Annotated in this window: 15 protein-coding genes; all 15 read right to left on the bottom strand. The window is 42.8% G+C overall.

What is annotated here, in order from left to right:
* Positions 1–216: 216 nt before the first annotated feature.
* The 15 genes from dnaE to G3567_RS01325 all read right to left on the bottom strand — a co-directional run bounded on the left by dnaE (position 217) and on the right by G3567_RS01325 (position 22,510).
* A complete protein-coding gene (gene dnaE / locus G3567_RS01255) occupies positions 217–4,581 on the bottom strand; it encodes a DNA polymerase III subunit alpha (protein ID WP_164003365.1) in 4,365 nt (1,454 codons plus the stop codon).
* A 281-nt stretch (positions 4,582–4,862) separates the two neighbouring features.
* A complete protein-coding gene (locus G3567_RS01260; protein WP_164003367.1) occupies positions 4,863–5,945 on the bottom strand; it encodes a bifunctional 3-deoxy-7-phosphoheptulonate synthase/chorismate mutase type II in 1,083 nt (360 codons plus the stop codon).
* Entirely contained in the window at positions 5,935–6,804 is an 870-nt protein-coding gene (locus tag G3567_RS01265; protein WP_164003369.1) for a prephenate dehydrogenase, read from the bottom strand. Before G3567_RS01265 ends, G3567_RS01260 begins: the two co-directional genes overlap by 11 nt.
* Positions 6,801–7,961, bottom strand: coding sequence for a pyridoxal phosphate-dependent aminotransferase (locus G3567_RS01270; protein ID WP_164003371.1), 1,161 nt, complete (start codon positions 7,959–7,961; stop codon positions 6,801–6,803). Before G3567_RS01270 ends, G3567_RS01265 begins: the two co-directional genes overlap by 4 nt.
* Complete coding sequence (locus tag G3567_RS01275; RefSeq protein ID WP_164003373.1) at positions 7,958–8,782, bottom strand: prephenate dehydratase; 825 nt, start codon at positions 8,780–8,782, stop codon at positions 7,958–7,960. Before G3567_RS01275 ends, G3567_RS01270 begins: the two co-directional genes overlap by 4 nt.
* 198 nt (positions 8,783–8,980) lie before the next feature.
* Positions 8,981–10,327: a M24 family metallopeptidase gene (locus tag G3567_RS01280; protein ID WP_164003375.1), complete on the bottom strand. Its 1,347-nt coding sequence runs from the start codon at positions 10,325–10,327 to the stop codon at positions 8,981–8,983.
* A 102-nt stretch (positions 10,328–10,429) separates the two neighbouring features.
* The gene (gene clpX / locus G3567_RS01285; RefSeq protein WP_164003377.1) at positions 10,430–11,662 is read right to left on the bottom strand and encodes an ATP-dependent Clp protease ATP-binding subunit ClpX; all 1,233 of its coding nucleotides are present in this window, start codon (positions 11,660–11,662) and stop codon (positions 10,430–10,432) included.
* Between the two features lie 3 nt (positions 11,663–11,665).
* A complete protein-coding gene (locus G3567_RS01290) occupies positions 11,666–12,340 on the bottom strand; it encodes an ATP-dependent Clp protease proteolytic subunit (protein WP_164003378.1) in 675 nt (224 codons plus the stop codon).
* Between the two features lie 101 nt (positions 12,341–12,441).
* Positions 12,442–13,764 carry a trigger factor gene (gene tig, locus G3567_RS01295; RefSeq protein ID WP_164003381.1) on the bottom strand — a complete coding sequence of 441 codons (1,323 nt, stop codon included), beginning with the start codon at positions 13,762–13,764 and terminating at the stop codon, positions 12,442–12,444.
* A gap of 108 nt (positions 13,765–13,872) precedes the next feature.
* Complete coding sequence (locus tag G3567_RS01300; RefSeq protein ID WP_164003382.1) at positions 13,873–14,448, bottom strand: CPBP family intramembrane glutamic endopeptidase; 576 nt, start codon at positions 14,446–14,448, stop codon at positions 13,873–13,875.
* Between the two features lie 16 nt (positions 14,449–14,464).
* Entirely contained in the window at positions 14,465–14,812 is a 348-nt protein-coding gene (locus tag G3567_RS01305; RefSeq protein WP_164003384.1) for a phage holin family protein, read from the bottom strand.
* An 88-nt stretch (positions 14,813–14,900) separates the two neighbouring features.
* Positions 14,901–16,460 (bottom strand): SGNH/GDSL hydrolase family protein, encoded by a 1,560-nt coding sequence (locus G3567_RS01310; RefSeq protein WP_164003385.1) that lies wholly within the window; start codon positions 16,458–16,460, stop codon positions 14,901–14,903.
* 9 nt (positions 16,461–16,469) lie between these two features.
* Positions 16,470–17,726: an OmpP1/FadL family transporter gene (locus tag G3567_RS01315; protein WP_164003387.1), complete on the bottom strand. Its 1,257-nt coding sequence runs from the start codon at positions 17,724–17,726 to the stop codon at positions 16,470–16,472.
* A 302-nt stretch (positions 17,727–18,028) separates the two neighbouring features.
* Positions 18,029–19,696 (bottom strand): G-D-S-L family lipolytic protein, encoded by a 1,668-nt coding sequence (locus G3567_RS01320; RefSeq protein ID WP_317164151.1) that lies wholly within the window; start codon positions 19,694–19,696, stop codon positions 18,029–18,031.
* 15 nt (positions 19,697–19,711) lie between these two features.
* Positions 19,712–22,510: a TonB-dependent receptor gene (locus G3567_RS01325; RefSeq protein ID WP_164003389.1), complete on the bottom strand. Its 2,799-nt coding sequence runs from the start codon at positions 22,508–22,510 to the stop codon at positions 19,712–19,714.
* Positions 22,511–22,701: the final 191 nt, after the last annotated feature.

The raw sequence follows: 22,701 nt of genomic DNA on the forward strand, positions 1-22,701 counted from the left end.
TGCGTTTCCTTGGCAAAGGCAGGGAATTTTTTTGTCCTTGTTCTTAGTGAAGTGACTGAGTAGCGTTTAGCTATAATACCGTGAACTTTGACGAAGACGAAGACTTATTTTTCTGTAGACTGTGGACAATCGACTGTAGACCGTCTCCACTACACCATCACTTCACCACACCGCCATTTCACTTTTTGTCTTTGTCTTAGTCTTAGTCTTGAGAAATCAATTCAGCTTAAAACTGATGTTATTCTGATTCAATTCTGAAATCAATTCTGAACATATCTTCACCTTTTTTGACTTGCTGGGCATATGAATTTTGATTTTATTTTTCATTTCATACACCACAAAATTCAAAATATGGTCTCCGGCATAGTTGGAGAATAAATCCTGCATCGCCAGAACCTGGGATTCTGTCAGGTCGGCCACATTCATCTGAATGGTAAGTTTTTTAGCGTTTTCTTTCAGCACATCCTGCAGTTGTTTAAACCCTAAAAACCCAATACGCGTCCGTCCGGGCTCACCCGTTTTTCTATCGATAAACTGGGTGGCTTTTAACTTCACGTGCACAAAGTTATCCTGAATTAAAAAGTGTCTGTACTTCAGGTACTCTTCGCTGAAAATCCAAAATTCATGACTTTCGTTATAGTCCTCAAGCACAAAGGTGGCATAGCCTTTCCCCGTTTTGGTGACTCTGTGATTCACATCGGTGACCACGCCAGCCAGGCTGATTTCCTTGTTTAAATGCTCTTCAATATGTGCGATTTGTCTAAGATTGGAATTGCAAAACGAATTGATTTCCAATTCAAAATCATCCAATGGATGGCCAGATAAAAACAGGCCAACCACTTCTTTTTCGGCTTTCAGCGTTCGCATGGTATGCCAGGGCTCACAGGGTGGCACCTCGGGCTCCGGGATTTGCACATCGCTGGATTCCCCAAACAAACTCACCTGAGCGGAGTTTTTGTTTTCCTGATACCTGGCCGCGTACTTGATGACTTTTTCCAAAAACGTCAGTTCCCCGTCCGTCACCTGGAAATACTGGGCACGATGCACTTCGCCCAGACTATCGAATGCGCCGGCATAAGCCAGACTTTCGAAAGCTTTTTTATTGGCTGCCCGCAAATCGATGCGCTTAGCCAGATCGAAAATCGACAAATAGTGACCGTCTTTTTTACGGTGCTCCACGATGGTATTGACGGCTCCTCCGCCCACACCTTTGATGGCACCCATCCCAAAACGAACGGCATTGTCTTTGTTGACAGAGAATTTATAATAAGATTCATTGACGTCCGGACCCAGAACGGGTAAGTCCATGCGTTTGCATTCTTCCATGAAGAAGGTGACTTTTTTGATGTCGCTCATGTTATTGGAAAGTACCGCCGCCATGTATTCGGCGGGATAATGCGCTTTCAGATAGGCGGTTTGGTAAGCGATAAAAGCATAACAGGTGGAGTGCGATTTGTTGAAGGCATAACTGGCAAAGGCTTCCCAGTCCTTCCATATTTTCTCTAGCTTCTCTTCATCATGACCATTGTCTTTGGCCTGGTTGATGAATTTAGGTTTGAGTTTGGCCAGAACATCTTTCAGCTTTTTACCCATGGCTTTACGCAGGATATCCGCTTCACCTTTGGTGAAACTGGCCAGCTTTTGCGATAACAGCATCACCTGCTCCTGGTAAACTGTAATTCCGTAAGTTTCCTCAAGATATTCCTTCATTTCCGGCAAATCGTAAGCAATCTCCTCGTCTCCGTGTTTCCGCTTAATGAAACTCGGGATATACTCCATCGGTCCGGGTCTATAAAGCGCATTCATGGCAATCAGATCTTCAAAAACCGTAGGCTTCAGATCCTTCATGTGCTTCTGCATGCCTGGAGATTCATACTGGAAAATCCCAACCGTTTCGCCACGCTGGAAAAGTTCGTAGGTCTTTGCATCGTCCAGCGGAAAGGCATCAGGATCCAGCTCAAGTCCGTGTCTTGCTTTTACGATATCGACGGTATCTTTAATCAGCGTCAGCGTCTTTAAGCCCAGGAAGTCCATTTTCAGCAGACCTGCATCTTCCACTACTGAGTTGTCAAACTGAGTGACATACAAATTGGAATCTTTGGCGACGGAAACCGGAACAAACTTGGTGATATCGTCAGGGGTGATAATGACCCCACAGGCGTGAATTCCTGTATTCCTGACCGAACCTTCCAGGATTCTGGCCTGATTAACCGTCTCCGCTTCCGGCGAATCCTGTTCTGAAAGGCTCACCAGTTCCAGGACCTTATCGACTTCTTCAGCTCTGAATTTTTTCCGGATTTCTTTTTCGTCCATACTGAAAATCTTGCCCAGCTTGGACATGTCCGGAATCAGCTTCGCAATGCGGTCGGCTTCGTAAAGCGGCAAGTCCAGTACCCTAGCCGTGTCCCGAATCGCAGACTTGGCCGCCATGGTACCGTAGGTAATGATTTGAGCCACCTGATTTTCACCGTATTTATCGATGACATAATCCATGACTTTACTTCGGCCTTCGTCGTCAAAGTCGATGTCGATATCGGGCATGCTCACCCGCTCCGGATTCAAGAAACGCTCAAAAAGCAGATCGTATTTAATCGGATCAATATTGGTGATTTTTAGGCAATAGGCCACGGCACTTCCCGCTGCAGAACCTCGGCCCGGCCCCACCGAAACTCCCATTTTTCGGGCTTCCCGAATGAAATCTTCAACAATCAGGAAATACCCTGGATAACCCGTGTTGGCAATCACCGACAGTTCAAATTCCAGTCGTTCTTTGATATCCTCACTGAGGTCGCCATAACGTTCTTTAGCGCCTTGAAAGGTGATATGTTTTAAATAGGCATTTTCTCCGCGCTTGCCCCCATCTTCTTTATCCTGGGCATCCAGGAATTGTTCAGGAATTTCAAAAGCCGGTAGTAATACTTCTCTGGCCAGCTCAAAAGCTTCGACTTTTTCGGCGATTGTTTCAGAATTGGAAATCGCTTCAGGCAAATCTTTAAACAGGGATTTCATCTCTTCAGCCGACTTGAAGTAATACTGATCGTTGGGCAGTCCATACCGATAGCCTCGGCCTCGGCCTATGGGTGTGGCCTGCTTTTCACCGTCTTTTACACAGAGTAAAATATCGTGGGCATTGGCATCTTTCTGTTCGGCATAGTAGGTATTGTTGGTTGCCACCAGATTGACCTCATGCTTTTGAGCCAGGCGAATCAAGGCTTCATTGGCACGGTCTTCATCTTCCTGCTGGTGACGCATGATTTCCACATAGAAATCATCTCCAAAGGTTTCTTTCCACCACAGCAGCGACTCTTCCGCCTGATTTTCACCTAGATTCAAAATTTTACTGGCGATTTCACCGTAAAGACTTCCGGAAAGCACAATCAGGTCGTCTTTATAAGCTTCGATCACTTTTTTATCGATCCGGGGAACATAGTAAAAGCCTTTGGTAAATCCGATGGAGGACATTTTAGCTAAATTGTGATAGCCTTTTTTATTTTTAGCTAAAATCACCATCTGGTATCCATTGTCTTTGTGGGATTTGTCCAGGTGATCTTCACAGACAAAAAACTCGCAGCCAATAATCGGCTTGATAGGCTGGGAGGACGCCTCCTCACCTTCAGAAGCCACCGAAGCATTGTGCTTTTTGACGGCATTTACAAAGTGAAACGCCCCCATCATATTGGCATGGTCTGTAATCGCCACCGCCGGCATATTGTGTCTGGAAGCAGCCGCCACCAAATCGGGAACTGCTGTGGTTGACTGTAATACCGAAAACTGGGTATGGTTATGCAAGTGCACAAAACTGGACTCCTGGAGCTGCTCTAAATTTTCATCAAGTTCAGCTTTGGAGGGCTTTTGTTCATCGAATTTAGCCTCCTCTTTTTGCTTGAGTTTTGCTGAGGCTTTCTTAAGGTTGACATGGTTAAGCCCCACCTTAGCGATAGGCTGAGGGTGTTTGGTTTTAAATTCCAGCAAATAACCGGGTTGAGCCTGAAGCTCTTTTTCAGTATAATTTCCAATGCGGATCAGCTCCAAAAAACATCGGGTCGTCGCTTCCACATCGGCAGTGGCATTGTGGGCTTCGCCAAAAGCCTCTCCAAACAAATGTTCGTGTAATTCGGTAAGTGTCGGCAGCTTGAATTTTCCTCCACGCCCCCCGGTAATTTTACATAGTGCTGCTGTCTTTTCGGTACAGGTATCCAAAACCGGCATGCCAGGCATAGGCGTCTCAAGCTGCGCTCTGTAAAACTCGGCCCCCATCACATTCAAATCAAAGCCCACGTTTTGTCCCACCACAAATTTGGACTTGAGCACAGCCTCATTGAACTCTCCCAAAACAAAGTCCAAGGACTCGCCCTTTTCCTGAGCCAAAGCCGTAGAAATACCATGAATTCGCTCCGCATCATAAGGAATATCAAAGCCATCCGGACGCACCAGATAATCCTTGGCTTCCACCAGATTCCCCCACGCATCGTGAACCTGCCAGGCAATTTGTATCGCTCTTGGCCAGTTATCAGTATCTGTTACAGGAGCGTTCCAGCGCTTGGGTAAGCCGGTGGTTTCGGTATCGAAGATGATGTACATGAAGCAAAATTTTGGACTATAAAATTAGCAAAAACCAGAAGTTAAATGTGGATTTATTCTGATTTTATGACTGCTAAATTTTAAGTTTTAAGAGACTCAGCTTAAGCGCTGAAAGTTATAGTCATGCTGCCGTCTCGGGTTTTCGGTTCCTCTGAAAATTTCAGAACCCATTATTTCGAGAGCTCAGGGCTAAGGGCCCTGAGCTCATAGATTAGGGCGTAGCCTGAATTCATCATGCCATAAACAACCCCCCCGATGGCTTGGCCATCGGGGAGTTTTGATTACTCACTGATAATTTTATGCTGATGGCCTATGGATTCTTCGTGGATGGCTTTAAGGATTTTGGTGATGAATGCTTCACTTAAATTGTGTTCTGCCCCCGCTTCTATCATCGTATCCAAGATAAAATTCCAGCGTTTGGCCTGAAGAATGGCGACATTGTTTTTCTTTTTAAGCCTCCCGATGTCATCGGCGATTTTCATACGCTTGCCCAGCAAATCGATCAATTGGTGATCCACCACATCAATTTTGGTTCTCAGGGTCTGGAGTTTGTTTTGAAAAGCGGTAGCTTCCGTAAACTCCTTTCTCATTTTCAAATCGATGGTCATCTGGTCCAGGGCCTGAGGCGTAATTTGCTGTTTGGCATCACTCCACGCATTATCAGGGTCGAAATGCGTCTCGACCATAATGCCATCAAAATTAAGGTCCAGTCCTGTCTGGCAGATGTCAAAAATAATATCCCGACGCCCAGCGATGTGCGAAGGGTCTAAAATGATGGGTAAATCTGGAAATTCAGACTGGAGATCAATGGCGATTTGCCATTCCGGATTGTTTCTGTATTTGGTTTTTTCGTAAGTTGAAAACCCCCTGTGAATCACACCCAAATTCTTAATATTGGCATCGTGAAGCCGTTCTACAGCGCCCAGCCAAAGTGCCAAATCTGGATTCACCGGATTTTTAACCAGGACAATTTTATCTGTTCCTTCCAAAGCATCTGCAATGTCCTGAACAATAAAAGGGCTCACCGTGCTTCTCGCCCCAATCCAGAGCACATCAATATCGGCTTTAAGCGCCATTTCCACGTGTGTTTTATTTGCAACTTCGGTAGCTAACTTAAGCCCGGTTTCTTTTTTGGCGGTTTTTAACCATTCCAAACCTATGGATCCAACGCCTTCAAAGTTTCCAGGGCGCGTCCTGGGCTTCCAGATGCCTGCCCGCATTACACTGGTGTCGGTATCCTTAAGTTGTTGTGCAATTTTTACAACCTGCTCTTCCGTTTCTGCGCTACATGGACCAGCGATTACTAACGGGTGATCCAGGTTGAAGGCCTCCAGCCATTGTCTGTGTGTTTTGTTAATTTCCATTTTCTTCTTTTTTTAATATTCCGTTCAGAATGGGTTTAAGTTCATTGGCATTGACCAATTCCTGTTGTATTTGTGAATAATCCTGACTTTCTAATTGCTTTTGAAATGTTTTCAAATTTTGAATATAGCCCTCCAACGCCTGAATGATCTCACTTTGGTTTTCTTTGAAAATCGCAGTCCAGGTCACCGGGTTGGACTTGGCCAACCTCACTGTGGAAGCGAATCCACTGCCCGCCAAATCAAAAATAGTCTTGTCGTTTTGCTCGACTTCCAGCACGGTTTTCCCCAGCATAAAAGAACTGATATGTGACAGGTGGGATACATAAGCCAAATGCTTGTCATGGGCTTTGGAGTCCATATATTTGAGGCTCATTTCCAGAGGGGCAATCAGGCTTTTAGCCAGTTCAACAAGCGCTGACTGTGTAGCTTCCACATCGCAAAAAATCATGGTTTTGTGTTCGAAAAGCGAACTGAACGCCGCTTCAGGACCAGAAAACTCAGTTCCTGCAATGGGATGCGCTGCCAAAAATTGATCGCGTTTAGGATGGTCGGCAATTGCAGTGCAAAGCTCTCCTTTTGTAGACCCCATATCCATCACCAGTGCTTTGGGATGAACCTTATCCAGGACCTCCTGAATCACAGTACTGGCTTTATCCACAGGAATACTCACCACCACTACATCCATGCTGAGCAAATCGGTATCCTTCAGCACCTTATCGATGATATTCAATTCCAGAGCCTTTTCCAGATGCTTGGGATTTTTATCCATCCCATAGCGTTTGATTTCAGGAAAATTCTTTTTCAAGGATAGGGCAAAAGAGCCTCCTATTAATCCAAGGCCTATACATGCTATATTCATACGGCTTTGGGTTTTAAAATTCGGTGTTTACATACTTCCAGTTCATCTTCAGACACGCAAAGCGAAAACCTAACGTAATTGGCGCCGTTATCCCCAAATACAGTTCCAGGCGTCACAAAAATGCCCTTGCCATACAAGAGTTCATCGGCGAGTTCTTCCGCAGAAAGGGTGGAGTTGATTTTAGCCCAGACAAAGAGGCCTACGGCATTTTTATTAACAGTCAGATGCAAAGCCTCACATATATCCCAAACCAGTGCTCTGCGGCTTTTGTAGATATCGTTCTGCCTGGCAAACCAGCTTAAATCCAGGTTTAAAGCCTTGGCTGCTGCCTTCTGAATAGGAAAAAACATGCCGCTATCCATATTGCTCTTTACTTTTAAAACCGCTAAAATAAATTCAGAATTACCCATCAAAAATCCAACTCGAAAACCGGCCAGATTGAAGGATTTACTCAGTGAATTGAGTTCTAAACAGACGTCGTGAGCACCTTTCAGTTGAAAAATGGAAAATTTCTCATCGGTAAGCACCATGCTGTAAGGATTATCATTTACCAAAAGAATGGAGTTGGCTTTGGCAAAGCGAATCAAGTCCTGAAGTTTTTCTCTATCGGCCGTTTCGCCGGTGGGCATGTTGGGGTAGTTAATCCACATCAGTTTCACACGGGATAAATCCATGTTCTGAAGGGCCTCTACATCGGGATGCCAGGAATTTTCTTCCATCAGGTCGTAAGAAATCAGCTTCGCATTCAGGAGCTTGGTAGCCGCCTGGTAGGTGGGGTAACCTGGATTGGGTACCAGAACCTCATCACCTTCATTCAGAAAGGCCATGGAAATGAGCGCAATCCCTTCTTTCGAACCCATCAGTGGCAACACCTGCGAATCCGGATTCACATCGACTTTATAATGCGTTTGGTAAAAATTGCACATGGCTTCCCGCAACTCGTCAATTCCCTTGTAGGCCTGGTATTGATAGGCGCCAGGAGCCTGCATGGCTTTCATCAGTTCTTCTGTCACGTCTTGAGGCGGAGCCAGGTCCGGGCTTCCAATCCCCAAATTGATGATGGGTTTGCCTTGTTTTTTGAGCTGAGCCACTTCCCTCAATTTTTTACTGAAGTAGTATTCTTTGGTTTCCTGAAGTCGGCTGGATACTGAAATCATGATTTTCCATTTTTGTATTGACCTACACAGGTCGGATTGATACTGATTTTAGAGAGTTCTGAAAAGGCATTTTGAAACTGCATGGGATTCGAAAAACTTACATCCACAATAAAGGCATATCGCCAGATATCATAGGGGATAGGAATACTTTGAATTTTTGATAAGTTCAGGTCATGTGCTGCCATGGCATTTAAGACTTTAGCCAGACTCCCCTGCTCGTGAGCCATTTCAAACTGAATGGTTGCCTTATTGACCTCCAGACCTGTAGGGCTTTGTTTTTCTACCACTACAAAGCGGGTTTCGTTTAAACTGTTGTTCTGAACATCTTCTGCAATGGTAGTGAGTTGAAAAAGCTCAGCTGAACCTTTTGGTACCAAGGCACCAACCCCCGTCAACTGATGTTCAGCTATAATTTTTGCCGGCAGAGCGGTATCCACATCTTCAATCAGATGGATATGAAGGTATTTGCTGAAAAAATTACTGCATTGATGCAGCGCCATCTGATGGGATTTTACCTGAACCAAATCGGCTAAACCCTGACCGGGAAGCGCTACCAAATTATGACTGATGTTGAGGTAATGTTCTGCGGTGACCTGTAGTTTATGGTCCAGAATGAGGCGGTAGTTGGGAAGAATACTCCCTGCAATAGAATTTTCTATCGCCATCACTGCTTTTTCACATACCCCAGTCATAACAGCATGCACAAGCTCCTGAAACGTATTGCATTCGAGAGCCTCGACCTCGGTTTCATCAAAAAGCTCAGTCAGTGCTTTGTAATGATTGGATCCTTTTATTCCCTGTATGGCTATCTTTTTTTTCATAAACTAAAAAAGCCTCGTAAAAACGAGGCTTTGAATATTTTGATACTGAATTTAATTCATATCAACCCCGTTTCGCTGAATCAGCAAAATAAAAGTTGAAATAAAAATAAAAACGTGTTGACATTTCTAATAGGATATGCGGCTAAATTAAAATTAATTTTGATTAAACAAGCCGAAACCTAAATAAAATTCAATTTTTTATTCATTTAAGTAAGATTTCTGTCTTGGAATAGTTAAAAATTCCTTCTGTCTTCCGTTTAAATACACCACCTTATCCCCGTCGAAATGCGCTCCCTCTTCCAGCATGACGCGAATTGGCTTTTGCCATTCCTCGAGATAAACTTCAGCATTGAGTTCGATCGCATAGACCGTGTTTGGATATAACTGATAATCTCCGGATCCGGGAACCTGTCCCTGATTATCCCACATGCCTATAGTGGGTCCGGCAGCGTGACCATGATAGCCCATAGGATGGGTATAGATGGTCCCGTTGATTCCCTCGGCTTGCATTTGCGTTCTGGCCGCTTTCAAAATGTCGTTCCCTGTGCGCCCGGTTTTAAAATTGGCCGTTAAGATATCCTGCAAACGATTCCCCACGCTTAAGGCCTCAACCAGATACGGTGGCACTTCTTTTTCGTCTGCTTTTAAAACATAAGCCAGTTGCTGAGTATCTGTGTTCAGCCTCAGATAGGTAATGCCGAAGTCGATGTGCAGCACATCCCCGGGTCTGATGACTTCCGGCTTGGGATTGTTATCGAAGGTTCTCAGGTGTTCTTTGCTTTCGGCAGTGGATCTCTGAATATCCACCGTGGGATGAAACCAGGTTTCCAGACCTAATTCCTCTATTCTGTCTCTGTACCACCATACCACATCGGTGGTGCTGGTTACACCCGGAGTGATTATGGCCTCAGACAGGCCCTGCTGAATGATATCGTGAGCAATCCCCTGAATGTGTTTGTAAGTTGCCAGTTCTGAAGCTGTCCTGGTTTCCAGCCATCCTACAGCCAGGCCTTCTGCAGAAGTCAGTTTCTTATGAAATGACTTGGGTAAATTTTCTAAAAGCAACTCGTATTCCGTATGGTTGAGCCCGTCGGCATGACCAAAATCTTCAGAGATGTCAATGCCTATTTTTTCAGGATTGCGCTCTTTGATCAATTCCACCAGGCGCTTCCATTGGTTAGGCTGCTCTTCCGGATTCCAGGCTTTTTTGAACTGAGTACCAACGTCGTACCTGGCCACCGCAAGCTTCTCTACTTCAGGGCCGGGACCTGGCTTGTACATCAGCAGTATGGTTCTTCGCCGTGCAGCCAGCCAGGTGCTTGGCAAAAGCGTCTTGATGACGGGATCTTCATTATACTCTCTGGAAATCACCAGCCACATGTCGATGCCTGAGCGTTCCATCAGTTCCGGCAAGACGGTTTCCAGGCGTTCCTCAAGCCATTGATCGATGACTTCAGATTGACTTTTTTGAGGCAGGACCGCAAAATCCTGGGCGAATAAAGAACACGTCATAAGAAAGGCGATGAGCTGAAAAGTAGGTTTCATGGAACTGAATTTAATATGGATTTTAAAAATAGGGATTTATTATATAAAAAAACCTCATCAAAACGAATTGATGAGGCTATATATTTTCAGAACAGCACGTGTCTAACTCACTGCCTTTAATTTTCTAAGGCTTGTTTTTTCCAGGGCCTTTTCAGCATAGGATTTAGTAACCTTCAGCTCTGTTTCATTGCCCTCGGGCATGTCGAACATGGCATCTGTGAGAATGGCTTCACAAAGCGAACGCAGTCCTCTGGCACCAAGTTTATATTCCAGGGCTTTTTCAACAATGAAATCCAATGCACCATCTGTAATTTGAAAATCGATATTATCCATTTCAAATAACTTCTGATATTGCTTGATGATCGCATTTTTAGGCTCGGTCAAAATCAGTCTTAAGGTCTCTTTATCTAAGGGATCCATATAAGTTAGTACAGGCAAACGCCCAATAATTTCAGGAATAAGTCCGTAATCCTTTAAATCTTTGGGGATGATGTACTGCAGAATATTTTCCTTATCCACACTTTCTCCAAGTTTAGAGGCCCCATAACCAACCGCCTGCATATTCAAACGTTTGGAGATGTTTTTTTCAATCCCGTCGAAGGCACCGCCGGCGATAAACAATATATTTTCTGTATTGACTTCAATAAATTTTTGATCCGGATGCTTCCGTCCTCCTTTAGGCGGAACATTGACTGTCGTTCCTTCCAAAAGTTTAAGCAAAGCCTGCTGCACCCCTTCTCCACTTACATCTCTGGTAATGGAAGGGTTATCACTCTTCCTGGCAATTTTATCTATTTCATCAATAAAAACAATCCCGTGTTCAGCCTTTTCGACATTATAATCTGCAGCGGCTAAAAGCTTGGTCAAAATCGTCTCCACATCTTCACCAACATAACCTGCTTCAGTAAGCACTGTGGCATCCACAATGGCTAGAGGCACATTCAGCATCTTGGCAATGGTTTTCGCTACTAAGGTTTTACCTGTACCGGTTTGACCTGCCATGACGATATTACTTTTTTGAATTTCAATATCATCGTTGGATTTTGGCTGTAATAAGCGCTTGTAATGGTTATACACAGCAACAGACATGACCTTTTTGGTCTGGTCTTGACCAATCACGTATTGATCCAAAAAGTCTTTGATAGCTTTAGGTTTTCTCAGCTTCAATTCTGAAGTAAGTTCCTCGGTACTATCCTGCTTGGATTCTTCTAAAACAATTCCGTGAGCCTGTTCAATACATCGGTCGCAAATATGTGCATCCAATCCTGCAATGAGCAAGTTGGTCTCTGCTTTTTTACGTCCGCAAAACGAACATTCTAACTCTTCTTTGGCCATAATTTACTCTCTTGTCAATATTTCATCTATCATTCCGTAGTCTTTAGCAGCATCTGCTTTCATCCAGAAATCTCTATCGCCGTCTTCATAAACCGTATCGTAGGATTTTCCGGAATGCTTGGAAATGATTTTGTAAAGTTCTTCTTTCAAAAGAACGATTTGTTTTGCTGTAATTTCAATATCATCTGCCTGTCCCTGGGCTCCACCCATAGGCTGGTGTATCATCACTCTGGAGTGTGGCAGACCACTGCGTTTTCCTGACGTTCCCGCACAAAGCAGCACAGCTCCCATAGAAGCGGCAATACCGGTATTGATAGTGGCCACATCAGGTTTGATAAACTGCATGGTATCGTATATCCCCAAACCAGCGTATACACTTCCTCCAGGAGAATTGATGTAAATCTGAATGTCTTTAGAAGAATCTGTGCTTTCTAAAAACAGGAGTTGTGCTTGGATGATATTGGCCACCTGATCATTGATAGGCGTTCCTAAAAAAATGATTCGGTCCATCATCAGTCTGGAAAATACATCCATAGCTACAGCGTTCATCTGGCGCTCTTCGATGATATTGGGAGTCATCGCCGTAGGAATCATGCTGGTGATGACCTTATCGTAGTAATTGGCATTGACACCATGATCTTTGGTGGCAAACTTTTTAAATTCTTTATCCATATTCATAGTAACCTCAATTTTAAGACGAATATAGCCTGAAGCTAAACCTTAGCCTTGTTCTTTTACTAAATGTTAACTTCAAGCGATATATTTAAATTTGTGTCGATCTATTTATAAATCGTGTCGACGAACTCCTTATAGGTGACGTCTTTTTCTTCAACCTTCATTTTCTCCTTATACAGCTGAAGTAATTTCTTAACCATAACTTCTTCAGAAAACTGTCTCACCTGCTCCTGGTTGGACATTAAATTCTGAATGATTCCATCCATTTGATCTTCCGGGAAATCCATCTGACCAAATTGTCTCATCTGCATTCTTATTTTTTCTTTAGCTACCTCTTTGACGTCTTCAACTTCTACCTTGATGTCGTTCTCTTTCGCTATTTTAGCTTCTATAAGCTGGTATTTGATCCCTTTTTCGCTTTTGCCGTATTCTGCAATAGCTTCTTCCGGAGTCATGGGTTTTTCACCTTGGGTCTGTAACCACTTCTTAAGAAATTCTGCAGGTAATTCCATATCAGCCTTTTCAATAAGATGCTCTGTCACATCATTGAAAAACTGCTGGTCTCCCTGCTGTTTGAAGGTGTCTTTGGACTGCTCAGCAATTTTCGCCTTGGCTTCTTTTTCTGAAGTCACTTCGCCTTTTTCAAAAGCTTTATCAAATAATTCCTGATTCAGTTCAGCTAAAACCTGTTCGTTTATTTCTTTAATGGTAAAGCTTAGCTCTACTTTTAAGCCTTCGGCTTTTTCTTCTTGAACACCTAAATGTCTGGCTAAAGTTTCGTCATCTTTAAAAAGCTTATTTGACTTTAAAGTCACCTGGTCACCTACTTTAGCGCCTAATAATTCTTTCTTGTTGGTTTTCCCATCGATATCATCTACTTTGAAGGTCGCTTCATTTTCAATGCCTTCTTCTTCATTATGGAATGTCCCCACCACAGTAAAACCTTCTTTGACTTCTTCCTGCGTAACCAGTTTTCCATACTGACGCTGAATGGTTTTAAGCTGATTATCAATCATTTCATCATCTGCAGAAATATTATAGTAAGTCACTGGTCCTGCAGCATCAAGCGTCACCTCAAATTTCGGAGCCAGCCCAAGTTCAAACTCAAATACAAGATCATCAGCTTCCCAGTCAAGGTTATCCTGAACTTTAGGAAGTGGATTCCCCAAAATATCAAGATTTTCTTCTGTCAGATACTTCGTAAGTGAATCTTCAAGTATCTTATTCACTTCATCAACCCTTACAGCCTGGCCGTACTGCTTTTTGATCATTCCCATAGGAACCATCCCCTTTCTAAAACCGGGGATGTTTGCAGTTTTACGATAGTCTTTGAGTATTTTTTCTACTTTAGGACTGTAATCGTTTTTTTCGATGTTGATTTTGACTACAGAATTCAGTTGATCTTTGTCTTCTCTCGTTATATTCATTCTAAAGGATTATTTTTTTTAAGAGTGCAAAATTACAATTTATTTCACTGCTTACCAAGTTTTTATGAATAGCCAGGGCGCTCAAAACGCTAAATTAATCTAAAGAAATCAATAGGATTCAGAAACTAAAGACTCAGAATCCTTTCTTATTTTAAGGAACATAATCACATCAAAAATAAAATGAGCTGCCATGGCTGCATAAATGTCGAAGTAAACCACGAGGTAACCAAATCCGGCTGAAATGAAAATCAGGAAAATGCCATAGATGGATTTTCTCCAGTCTCTGGAGGTGATATACCCGTGTAAAATCACAAAAATAATGGCCGTTAACCACAGTCCCAGCAGGGGCTGTAATGCACCCCGAAATAAGATTTCTTCCCCTACTCCTGCACAAAAGGAGTAAAACAGGATATCGGCCCAGTCCAGCTCCAGTCCTTTAAAGAAATTGGCATAAAAGGTGCTGGTTTCCTTCAGTGCTGGCAGTTTCAAAAGTAAAATTCCTATAAAAGCCCCAAAAGCTCCAAATCCTAAGCCGGCAGGAATAGACTCCAGTAGGTTCCCCTGGACAAACATTTCAAAATACTTCACTTCTTCAGAAAAAGACAAGATGAAATATGCGATTGCACTAAAACCAAAAAGTGTAAATACGGACAAGGCAAACATTGCCGATTTTGTCAATTTCATAAAAAGGAATTATGCTTTATCTTCCAGGCCGTTCTGCCACTGCAAAAATAAGGGACTGTAAAAAGGAAAGCAGAATACTGAACAGCAGTGCCCACCAGAATCCATCTACGCTGAACCCTCCGATAAGACCATCGGCCATTAAAATAATCAAGGCATTGATGACGAGCAGAAACAAACCGAAGGTGAGGACGGTGACGGGAAGGGTAAGAATAAGTAAAATAGGTTTTACAAAAATATTAAGCAAGGCCAGGAGTGCTGCCACAACGATGGCCGTGAAAAAATCGGTGACATAAACACCTCCCAGGATATTGGATAATACAAGGACAATAACTCCTGTAAGTATAATCTGCAGTAGGGTTTTCATGAGGTTAGGTTTAAAATTGGTATCTAAAATAGAAAAAACTGCTTCAACTTTGGAGGCTGAAGCAGTTTTTAAACAAAAATTAGTGTTTTTAGTTAACGTTGTCACTTAAGTATATGGTCCCATACGTACCCAATTTAACTTCCGGCAAGTTGGAGCCATAGGTTAAGTTAATCGCTCTCAAAGTCTCATTGGCCACTAAAGCATAACCCCGAGGGGTGAGGTGAACACCGTCTAGTGAAAATCCGCCACCAGAAATATAATCTGAAGTCACAACCCCTCCCGGAAAGCTTATGCCTTGACCAACGTCTTGCAATAAGCCGTCTGCATCTACAAAAGCCAAACCATTAGCTTGAGCCAAAGCTTGTATTGTTGCATTGTAAGAAACTCTTGCTGTTGAAATAGCCTGTAATTCACTTGCATCTAAAGCGTCTTGATCATCAATTCCACTTACCGCATCCAATACCAGCTGAGCTTGCTCGGGTGTAGGTGTTCCGCCTTGTTGCAGAAGGCCTAAAACCTGCATAACTTCCGCAGTAAGTACCACTGAACCGTAGCCCTGAGCCAAAGCCGGCTGGTCAATGGTGAGCAGTAATAACTCATCTTCCTGCATTTGTCTAAATCCAAGAGGGTTGGTTTGAGAAGCCGGAACATCTATGATAAACCGGTTTGGTCCTTCATTAAAGGTAATCGCATATTGCGCTGCAATAGCCTGAGCCTGAGCTTCCGGAACTCCTTCTTGCATGAGTGCCTGGGTAAAAATACCGGCGACGGCCTGAAAAAAACCTGTTAAATTAGCTGCTGTCTGAGCATCCAGGACCAAAGCATTGTTAGGAACAGTTGTGAAAAAAGGAATATCGGTAAGGTTTGGAATATTGTAAACCACTCCACCTGAAGCGGAAGCTGTAAGTTCCTCTATCAGTTGACTGTAAGCCCCCGCAAACACGTTAGGGTCTGTAATATCATTGGAAGCATAGGTTGTAGGGTCTACGTTTCCTGTTTGATCAACACCAGTACCTCCGCTTGTTGCATAGCCCAGGATATCATTATTACCGATCCAGAGCGAAAAGAACGAAGGATTTTGAGCTAAGGCATCTTCAATTACCCTGGCATTTTCTGAAGACGAAAATCTGGTAAAATAAGGATTAGCCTGCCCGGTAGCAACTCCTGCCACACTGCCATAGCCTGGAGCCAGTAAATGATAGCTTTTCGCGCCAGGAACCCCCATATTATTGAAAGGACCCGTCAGTTTATTCGTGATTTCCGTTTCAGGTTCACCTGCAATAGGAGCAGGAGGAATCACCGGCTGTCCATTATTTGACGACAGGACCAGTCTGTTGTTGGCAATCTGATTACCATTCAAGGTCAAGCCTCCAAGATTGTCTGCCATCAACGGCTGATTGAATTCTCCACCTCCTACAAGGGCAAACTGTCCTGCTAGGATATTAGGATAAGAATTCTGTTGTCCCTGGATATATAAAGCATTATCAGAATAACCCGCGGTAAGGGAGTTACCCAAAGCCACATAATTAGAGAAATCTGCTTCTCCGGCCGTGTACAGCTCGCCATCTTCAATAGATTCAACAAATTCAGGCTCACAGGCGATGAGTCCAAAAGCTAAAAACGGTAAATATTTTATATAGTTTTTCATTGTCTTAAATTATAATTTATAGGTTACTCCAATCCCCGGCAAAAATGCACTGGATTTATAAGTCCCTGCAAAAGGCACATTTTGGCCATTTTCTGTGTAAAAATCATAAGAGGCATCAATCTCCTTAAATCTCAGGTACAGGAAAGAGGCATCGATAACAAATTTTTCTGAAACCTGGAGGGAAAGGCCTGCCGTGTACCCATTGGCATCGTTTCTTGGTGTTTCTGGCGCAAAATACTGAGCCCTTACGGGTGATTCATCAAAATAATATCCAGCCCTTAACTTCAGGTTATCTGTAGCTAAAAATTGAGCACCAAATCTGTAAGATGACACATTCTTGTAATTCCTTGGATTTATTGAAGCAGGAATATCAGGGTTCGCAAAATCAATATCCAGGGAATTATAAACCTCCCAGTAAACTCTTTGATAATCGAATGCAAACAACCATTTCTCATTCATTTCATAGGCAAAACCAAGGGTTAACTCTGCAGGCATAGGAAGTGTAGCTGTAAAGGCTGTGGTTCCGTTTTGCGGAGTCAGTGTAGAATTTGGAAAATCGGAAAATGTAGCTTCACCCCCTTCAGAATTCAGGAGGATTTCAGATCTATAGTTGAATCCTATTCTCAATTCTTCAACAGGTGTAAACATAAAACTCGCGCTCCATCCTGTATTGGTTACTCCGGAATCATCTATGGTAATATTGGATCTGTCGCCTTCTTCGTCTGTAAGGGTCCGGTTTGCATTTCTATTGAAATTCACATTTCCGGTAACAAAGATAGGTCCACCACCAATACTGAAATGCTCCGATAATTTTACAGAAACCAAAGGCTGGATATAAATAGCAGCAAGTTCAATATCATTGACCAGGTGAGAGCCTGCCCAGTTTTTTCCCCATTCTACAGAACTTCCAAAAGGAGTAGAAACCGATAAGCCTAAACTCAACCATTCATTAACTTTATAAGCCGCATGAACATAAAAGGGAGTTCCAGGATCCTGCTGTGTTTCTGCAAACTGGCCTGTGGAGGTGTTTTGCCATTTCACATCAGAAAAAACACCTGTCACCCCGGCTGAAACGGTAAGCCTGTCTTCCAGATATACCAAACCCGACGGGTTAAAAAAGGCAGTTTCTGCAGAGTTTACTACACCTACACCGGCATGACCCATAGCCAAAGCTCTTTGTCCCTGCGCTCCTACGCGATAACCTCCTGCATAAGCTACTGTTGAAGCCAGCATAAGGAGCAATCCTGAAATTAAAACGTTCTTCATTTTTGAATTTTATTTTTAAAGTATTCTAAGTTTTGCGAGCAAATCTATCAATTTTCAATAAGCCTAGCCTGGATTACAGCATTCTTTTTGAATAAAACGCATTTTTGTTTCTAAAGCACTGGTAACTAACTTAATGATAAAAGAGAATAAAATTAATAAATTTCACTTCGATAATTTGATAAAAAACAACGAGGCTAAGGCCCTCCTAATTTTTATCATCTATAAAAGAAAACCTGATTTTGAAATCGAAGCAAAAAAAAAAGCCTCCATTTCTGGAGGCTTTTAGAAGGTATCAAACTATTTTAATTGATCAGGGCAGGTGAATAGTTTGTATTGTATATGGATACATCTACAAGATTTCCTGAAGCTTCGAAATTGGAACCATAAGTCGCATCTATGGCTTTCAGCATTTCATTAGCGATTAAGGCATAGCCTCTGGAGGTTGGATGAACGCCGTCAAGCGAAAAAGCGCCCCCGGTAACCAAATTGGAAGTCAGAATAAGATCATTGCTCTCTATACCAGAGGTTGCCAGCTGGTCCAGCAAGGCATTGGCATCCAGCAGTGCAAACCCATTTGAGCTGGCCACTGCAGAGATAACCTGATTAAACTGTGCTGTAGCCGTGGCGATATCCTCTTGCTCTTCCGGCAGTAATACCCATTTATCGGCCAGAGGAAGTGAAATGCCTTCCACCGAAAATTGACCGGCAATTTGCTGAGAAAGCCCCTGAGACATTAAAAAAGCCACACGGTCTGTATTGACAGTACCTATAATCGAGCTACTTGGCAGAACCAGCAACTCTTCAGCGGTAGCCTGTCTGGCCTGACCATAGGTAGCACCTAATAAATTAGCCACCAAAGGCGCAGCCTGAGCCGGCAAACCAAAGCTCTGAACCAGAGCAATAAACTCAGGATTAGGTGCTAAAGCTCCGGCAATCTGAGCTGAAACATCAGTAAGCGTTTCGTCATTTATAACCACAGGATTGGCTGCTTCCGTAGAAAATTCAATCACACGATTCGTCTCTCCCAAAGCGACAAACACTTGATTTATACCTCCAAAAATAGCGTTAAGGGTTGGAATTTGACTCGCAAATTCCTGATTAGACGGATCTAAGGGATCGTGAGGTACCGTAGTGAAATGTGGGATAGCGGTCACATTGGGTATGTTTGCCATAATTCCCTGTACGTTTGGAATATTTGCCGTTAAAAGGGCTGCAATAGCTCCATAGGATTGTTGAAAACCAACACCGGGAGGACCATCCATAGGAGTGATAGGATTGGACCCGTCACCTCCGGAAAGCGCATAGCCTAGAACATCATTATTGCCAATCCATAGGGATATGAAACTCGGTTGCTGAGCGATGGCATCAGCTACTACTGAAGTTTGTGGCGAACTTGCCATTCTCACAAAATAAGGATTAGCGGAAGGGGGATTGGTAAAAACTCCATTCGCATTTCCATAGCCTGGAGCGAGTAAATGAAAGCTTTTTGCTCCCGGTACACCCAGGTTATTGAAAGGACCTGTCGGATTATTACTCAGTATATCGGTTGTTGGCTGAATAGGACCTACAACACTGGATAAAGGAACCGGACCCGAACCTCCGAAGACCAGTCTGGGATTAAATCCCGGAAGCTGATTTCCTCCTGCCAAAAGTCCGCCTATATTGTCATTCATAAGTGGCTGAGTAAATGTGCCGCCATCGGCTAAGGTAGAAAACCGCTCAGCCAGTATCGCAGGCATTGAGTTTTCCTGTGCGATTTTATATAGTGCACTATCCATAAAGCCAGCCGTTAGCGAGTTTCCTAAAGCCACATATAATGAGAAATTTGCAGAACCCTGCGTGAATTCTTCTTTGGGTTCTGGTTCTTCCTGGGCATTCCTGTTTCTCAAGTCTTCAAGGGCTTCATTTTCACAAGCCATAAAACCTACGGCTAAAAATGAAAGAACGATATATTTGAAATATTTCATCATTGTATGTTTTAGTTGTTAAAAATTATTGATGGTTAGAGACAAGTAGTAGATAGAACCTATAAATCCAGTTCCAAAGGCTGTGAAATATTCGTCTTGTAATAAATTTGAGGCACCCAACTTAAGGGTAGACTTATACTTTGGTATGTTATAATTCACCTGTGCATCGAAAACATTGAAGGCAGGCACTTCACCATCACCAAAATTAGCTTCCCAGAAATAGTTATCACTCCATCTCCAGGAGAGGTTAAATCCAAAGTTTTCTAACAAGTCGGTTTTACCAAAAGAAGCTTTCACCTTATGCTCTGGTGTATTAAAGTTTGTTCTGACATTTGGATTAGCGCTGACGTCAAAATCCAGCTTGGCATAGGTATAGTTTGCACTCAAATCAAAGCCATTGAAAACTTTAGTCGAAAGTCCTATAGCGGCGCCATAGGATCTCACTTCCTGATCTGTGTTGGTATAGGTCTGGTAGACCTGAAAATCGCCGTTAGCAACAGCCGCCACCGCCAAAGGTATGTTGGTACCCGGAACAGTTTGTGTTAATTCTACATCCCCATAAAATGGAGCAATCACATTTTCATTGGCCAGAAAATCCTGGTAGATGTTATAATATGCTGAAGCATCGATAACGAAGCCTTGGGCTTTTCCACGGTAACCCACCTCAAAAGAAGAAACCTGCTCTGGTTGTGCCAGGTTAGGATTGCCAATTTCTAAATCGGCAGGATTGCCGGACTGTGAAAAATCATTACTAACTGAACTTGCTGTAAATGAATTGTTGTAGGCGCCAGTTCCATTGATTGAAACTGAAGGTGACCCAAGTACCGAGGCACCAAATAAACTCAATGACCCATCAGCAACACTGTAATCCTTGGAGTAGCGCTCAGGATTATCAGAAGCTCCCCCAATCAAAACAGCACGACCAACGTCCAGTCCTATGTAAAGATTTTGTGTTGTAGGATTTCTAAATCCTGTTTGAAAAGACGCTCTGATGTTGTGATCCTCAGCAATGGTAAAACCAGCTGATAGTCTAGGTGAAAAGAACCCATCAAATAATTCTGATTTGTCAAAACGCAAAGAACCTGTAAGTTTCATTTTTACAAGATCTGAAATTTCTACATCTTTCTGAACCTGGGTGTAGACACCAAATTCAGAATAAATGATTGGTCCATCGTTGTCTGTATAGATAGTGCCGTCAGAATTGAGGTTATAGGATCTAAAGGAGCCTCCAACCTGAACTTCTGCAAAGTCCCACAGGTGGCTGAAATTATAATTTGCATCTGAATGGTAAAATTTGGAATTGTCCTGAAAAAGCGAACCTTCGCTTAAATCCGGATTCTGAACGACCTGATTGAATACATTCTGAAATTCAGGAGTTCCAGGCAATAAACGACCCGTATCCGCTACAGCCCTGGCTGCATCGTGTTTTTGTTCGTCGGTTAAGCCCTGTGGGTTTCCGGACAGTTCAATTCCGGCAAAGGTTTCAATGTATTCGCCAAACCAGTCGGCATCACTTTTCCAGGACCTGTTAATATTAATTCCCGTAAATACCATATCATAAGAATCTCCTGCATCATCTTCATTCACATAAGCTCTTACAAAAAAGTTGTCGTTTTTGATTTCAATCTTATGTTGCTGTAAGAAAAAGTTTTTGATGTTATACCGGTTAGCACCCTGATAAATAGTATTACCACTCCCCACTTTTCCTACATACTGTATTTCAAAATCATCTCCCCAGGGTCTGTAGTACAAGCCCCAGTCTGCTTTAAAACTTTCAGCGTTATAATTGGTCAAAGCCATTTCATCATAACCTGTTCTACTTACATTAACATCGGGGATAATCCCTAAACCAGAAGCCGTTCTAATGTTGGTGGAGACTTCATCTCCATAAACATTGATACCGTCATAATCGGTATCATCTCTCGTGAGTCCTCGATTCAGTTTATCGGAGCGATTATTGGCAGCCCAGTCTGTCCCTTTGAGATAGCCTACATTGAATTTGGCAGCAAATTTATCGCTAAACTTATGGGCGACGCTCAATCCCACGTCGGTATAAGGATTATCACCAGCTGCGTCCTGAGACGTCATTCCCTGTTTAACATAACCACGAATTCCCGGGAAATCGAACGGGTTTTTACTTCTCATAAAAAGAATCCCATTAAAAGCATTGGCTCCATAAAGACCAGAAGCAGCGCCTGGTAAAATTTCTATGCTTTGTACATCGGTTTCTACCATACCAATAAGGTTACCTAAGGGAAAGTTAAGGGCTGGAGCTGAATTGTCCATACCATCCACCAGCTGCATGAACCTGGCGTTTGCAAAATCTGCAAAACCCCTGGCGTTAATAGACTTAAACGTCAAACTGTTAGTATTGATATCAATTCCTTTTAAATTCTCAAGTCCGCCATAGAAGTCGACAGAAGCCGTGGTCTTTACCTCTTTGATTCCAAAACGCTCAACGGTTACTGGAGATTCAAAAACACGCTCAGGGGTTCTAGAGGCTGAGATAACCACTTCATCCAAAGCACTGCCCGCACTCATTTGTATATCTATAACCTGATTGTCCTTGGTTACTTGAACTGTAACGTTTTCGAAACCTGTAAAAGAAACGACCACATCAAATGGTGGATTTAGATCTGTGGTAAGCGTAAACTTACCTTCAAAATCGGAAGTGGTTCCCCGGGTTGATCCTTCGATAAATATATTTGCACCCGGCAAAGGAATTCCAGAGTCATCTGTAATGGTTCCTTTTATAGTGGTTTGCGAATAACAGAACGCACATAAAAGAAATACAAAAAAGTTTAAAGCTGTTTTCATGTTAAAGGATTTGTGATTTTTTTCTAGAACGCAATCTAATAATTTAATAATAAATTAAGAGAATAAAAATTGAAAAACAATTCGCACATGGTTTTTTTTAACAATCATGTATTTTAAGTCTAGCCTTCTCGCCTGCAGACTATTCATTTTAGGGCATTGAGCTTTCTCTACAGGAAGCTATTATTGAACAT

The sequence above is a fragment of the Psychroflexus aurantiacus genome, from assembly GCF_010820555.1.
Taxonomy (GTDB): domain Bacteria; phylum Bacteroidota; class Bacteroidia; order Flavobacteriales; family Flavobacteriaceae; genus Psychroflexus; species Psychroflexus aurantiacus.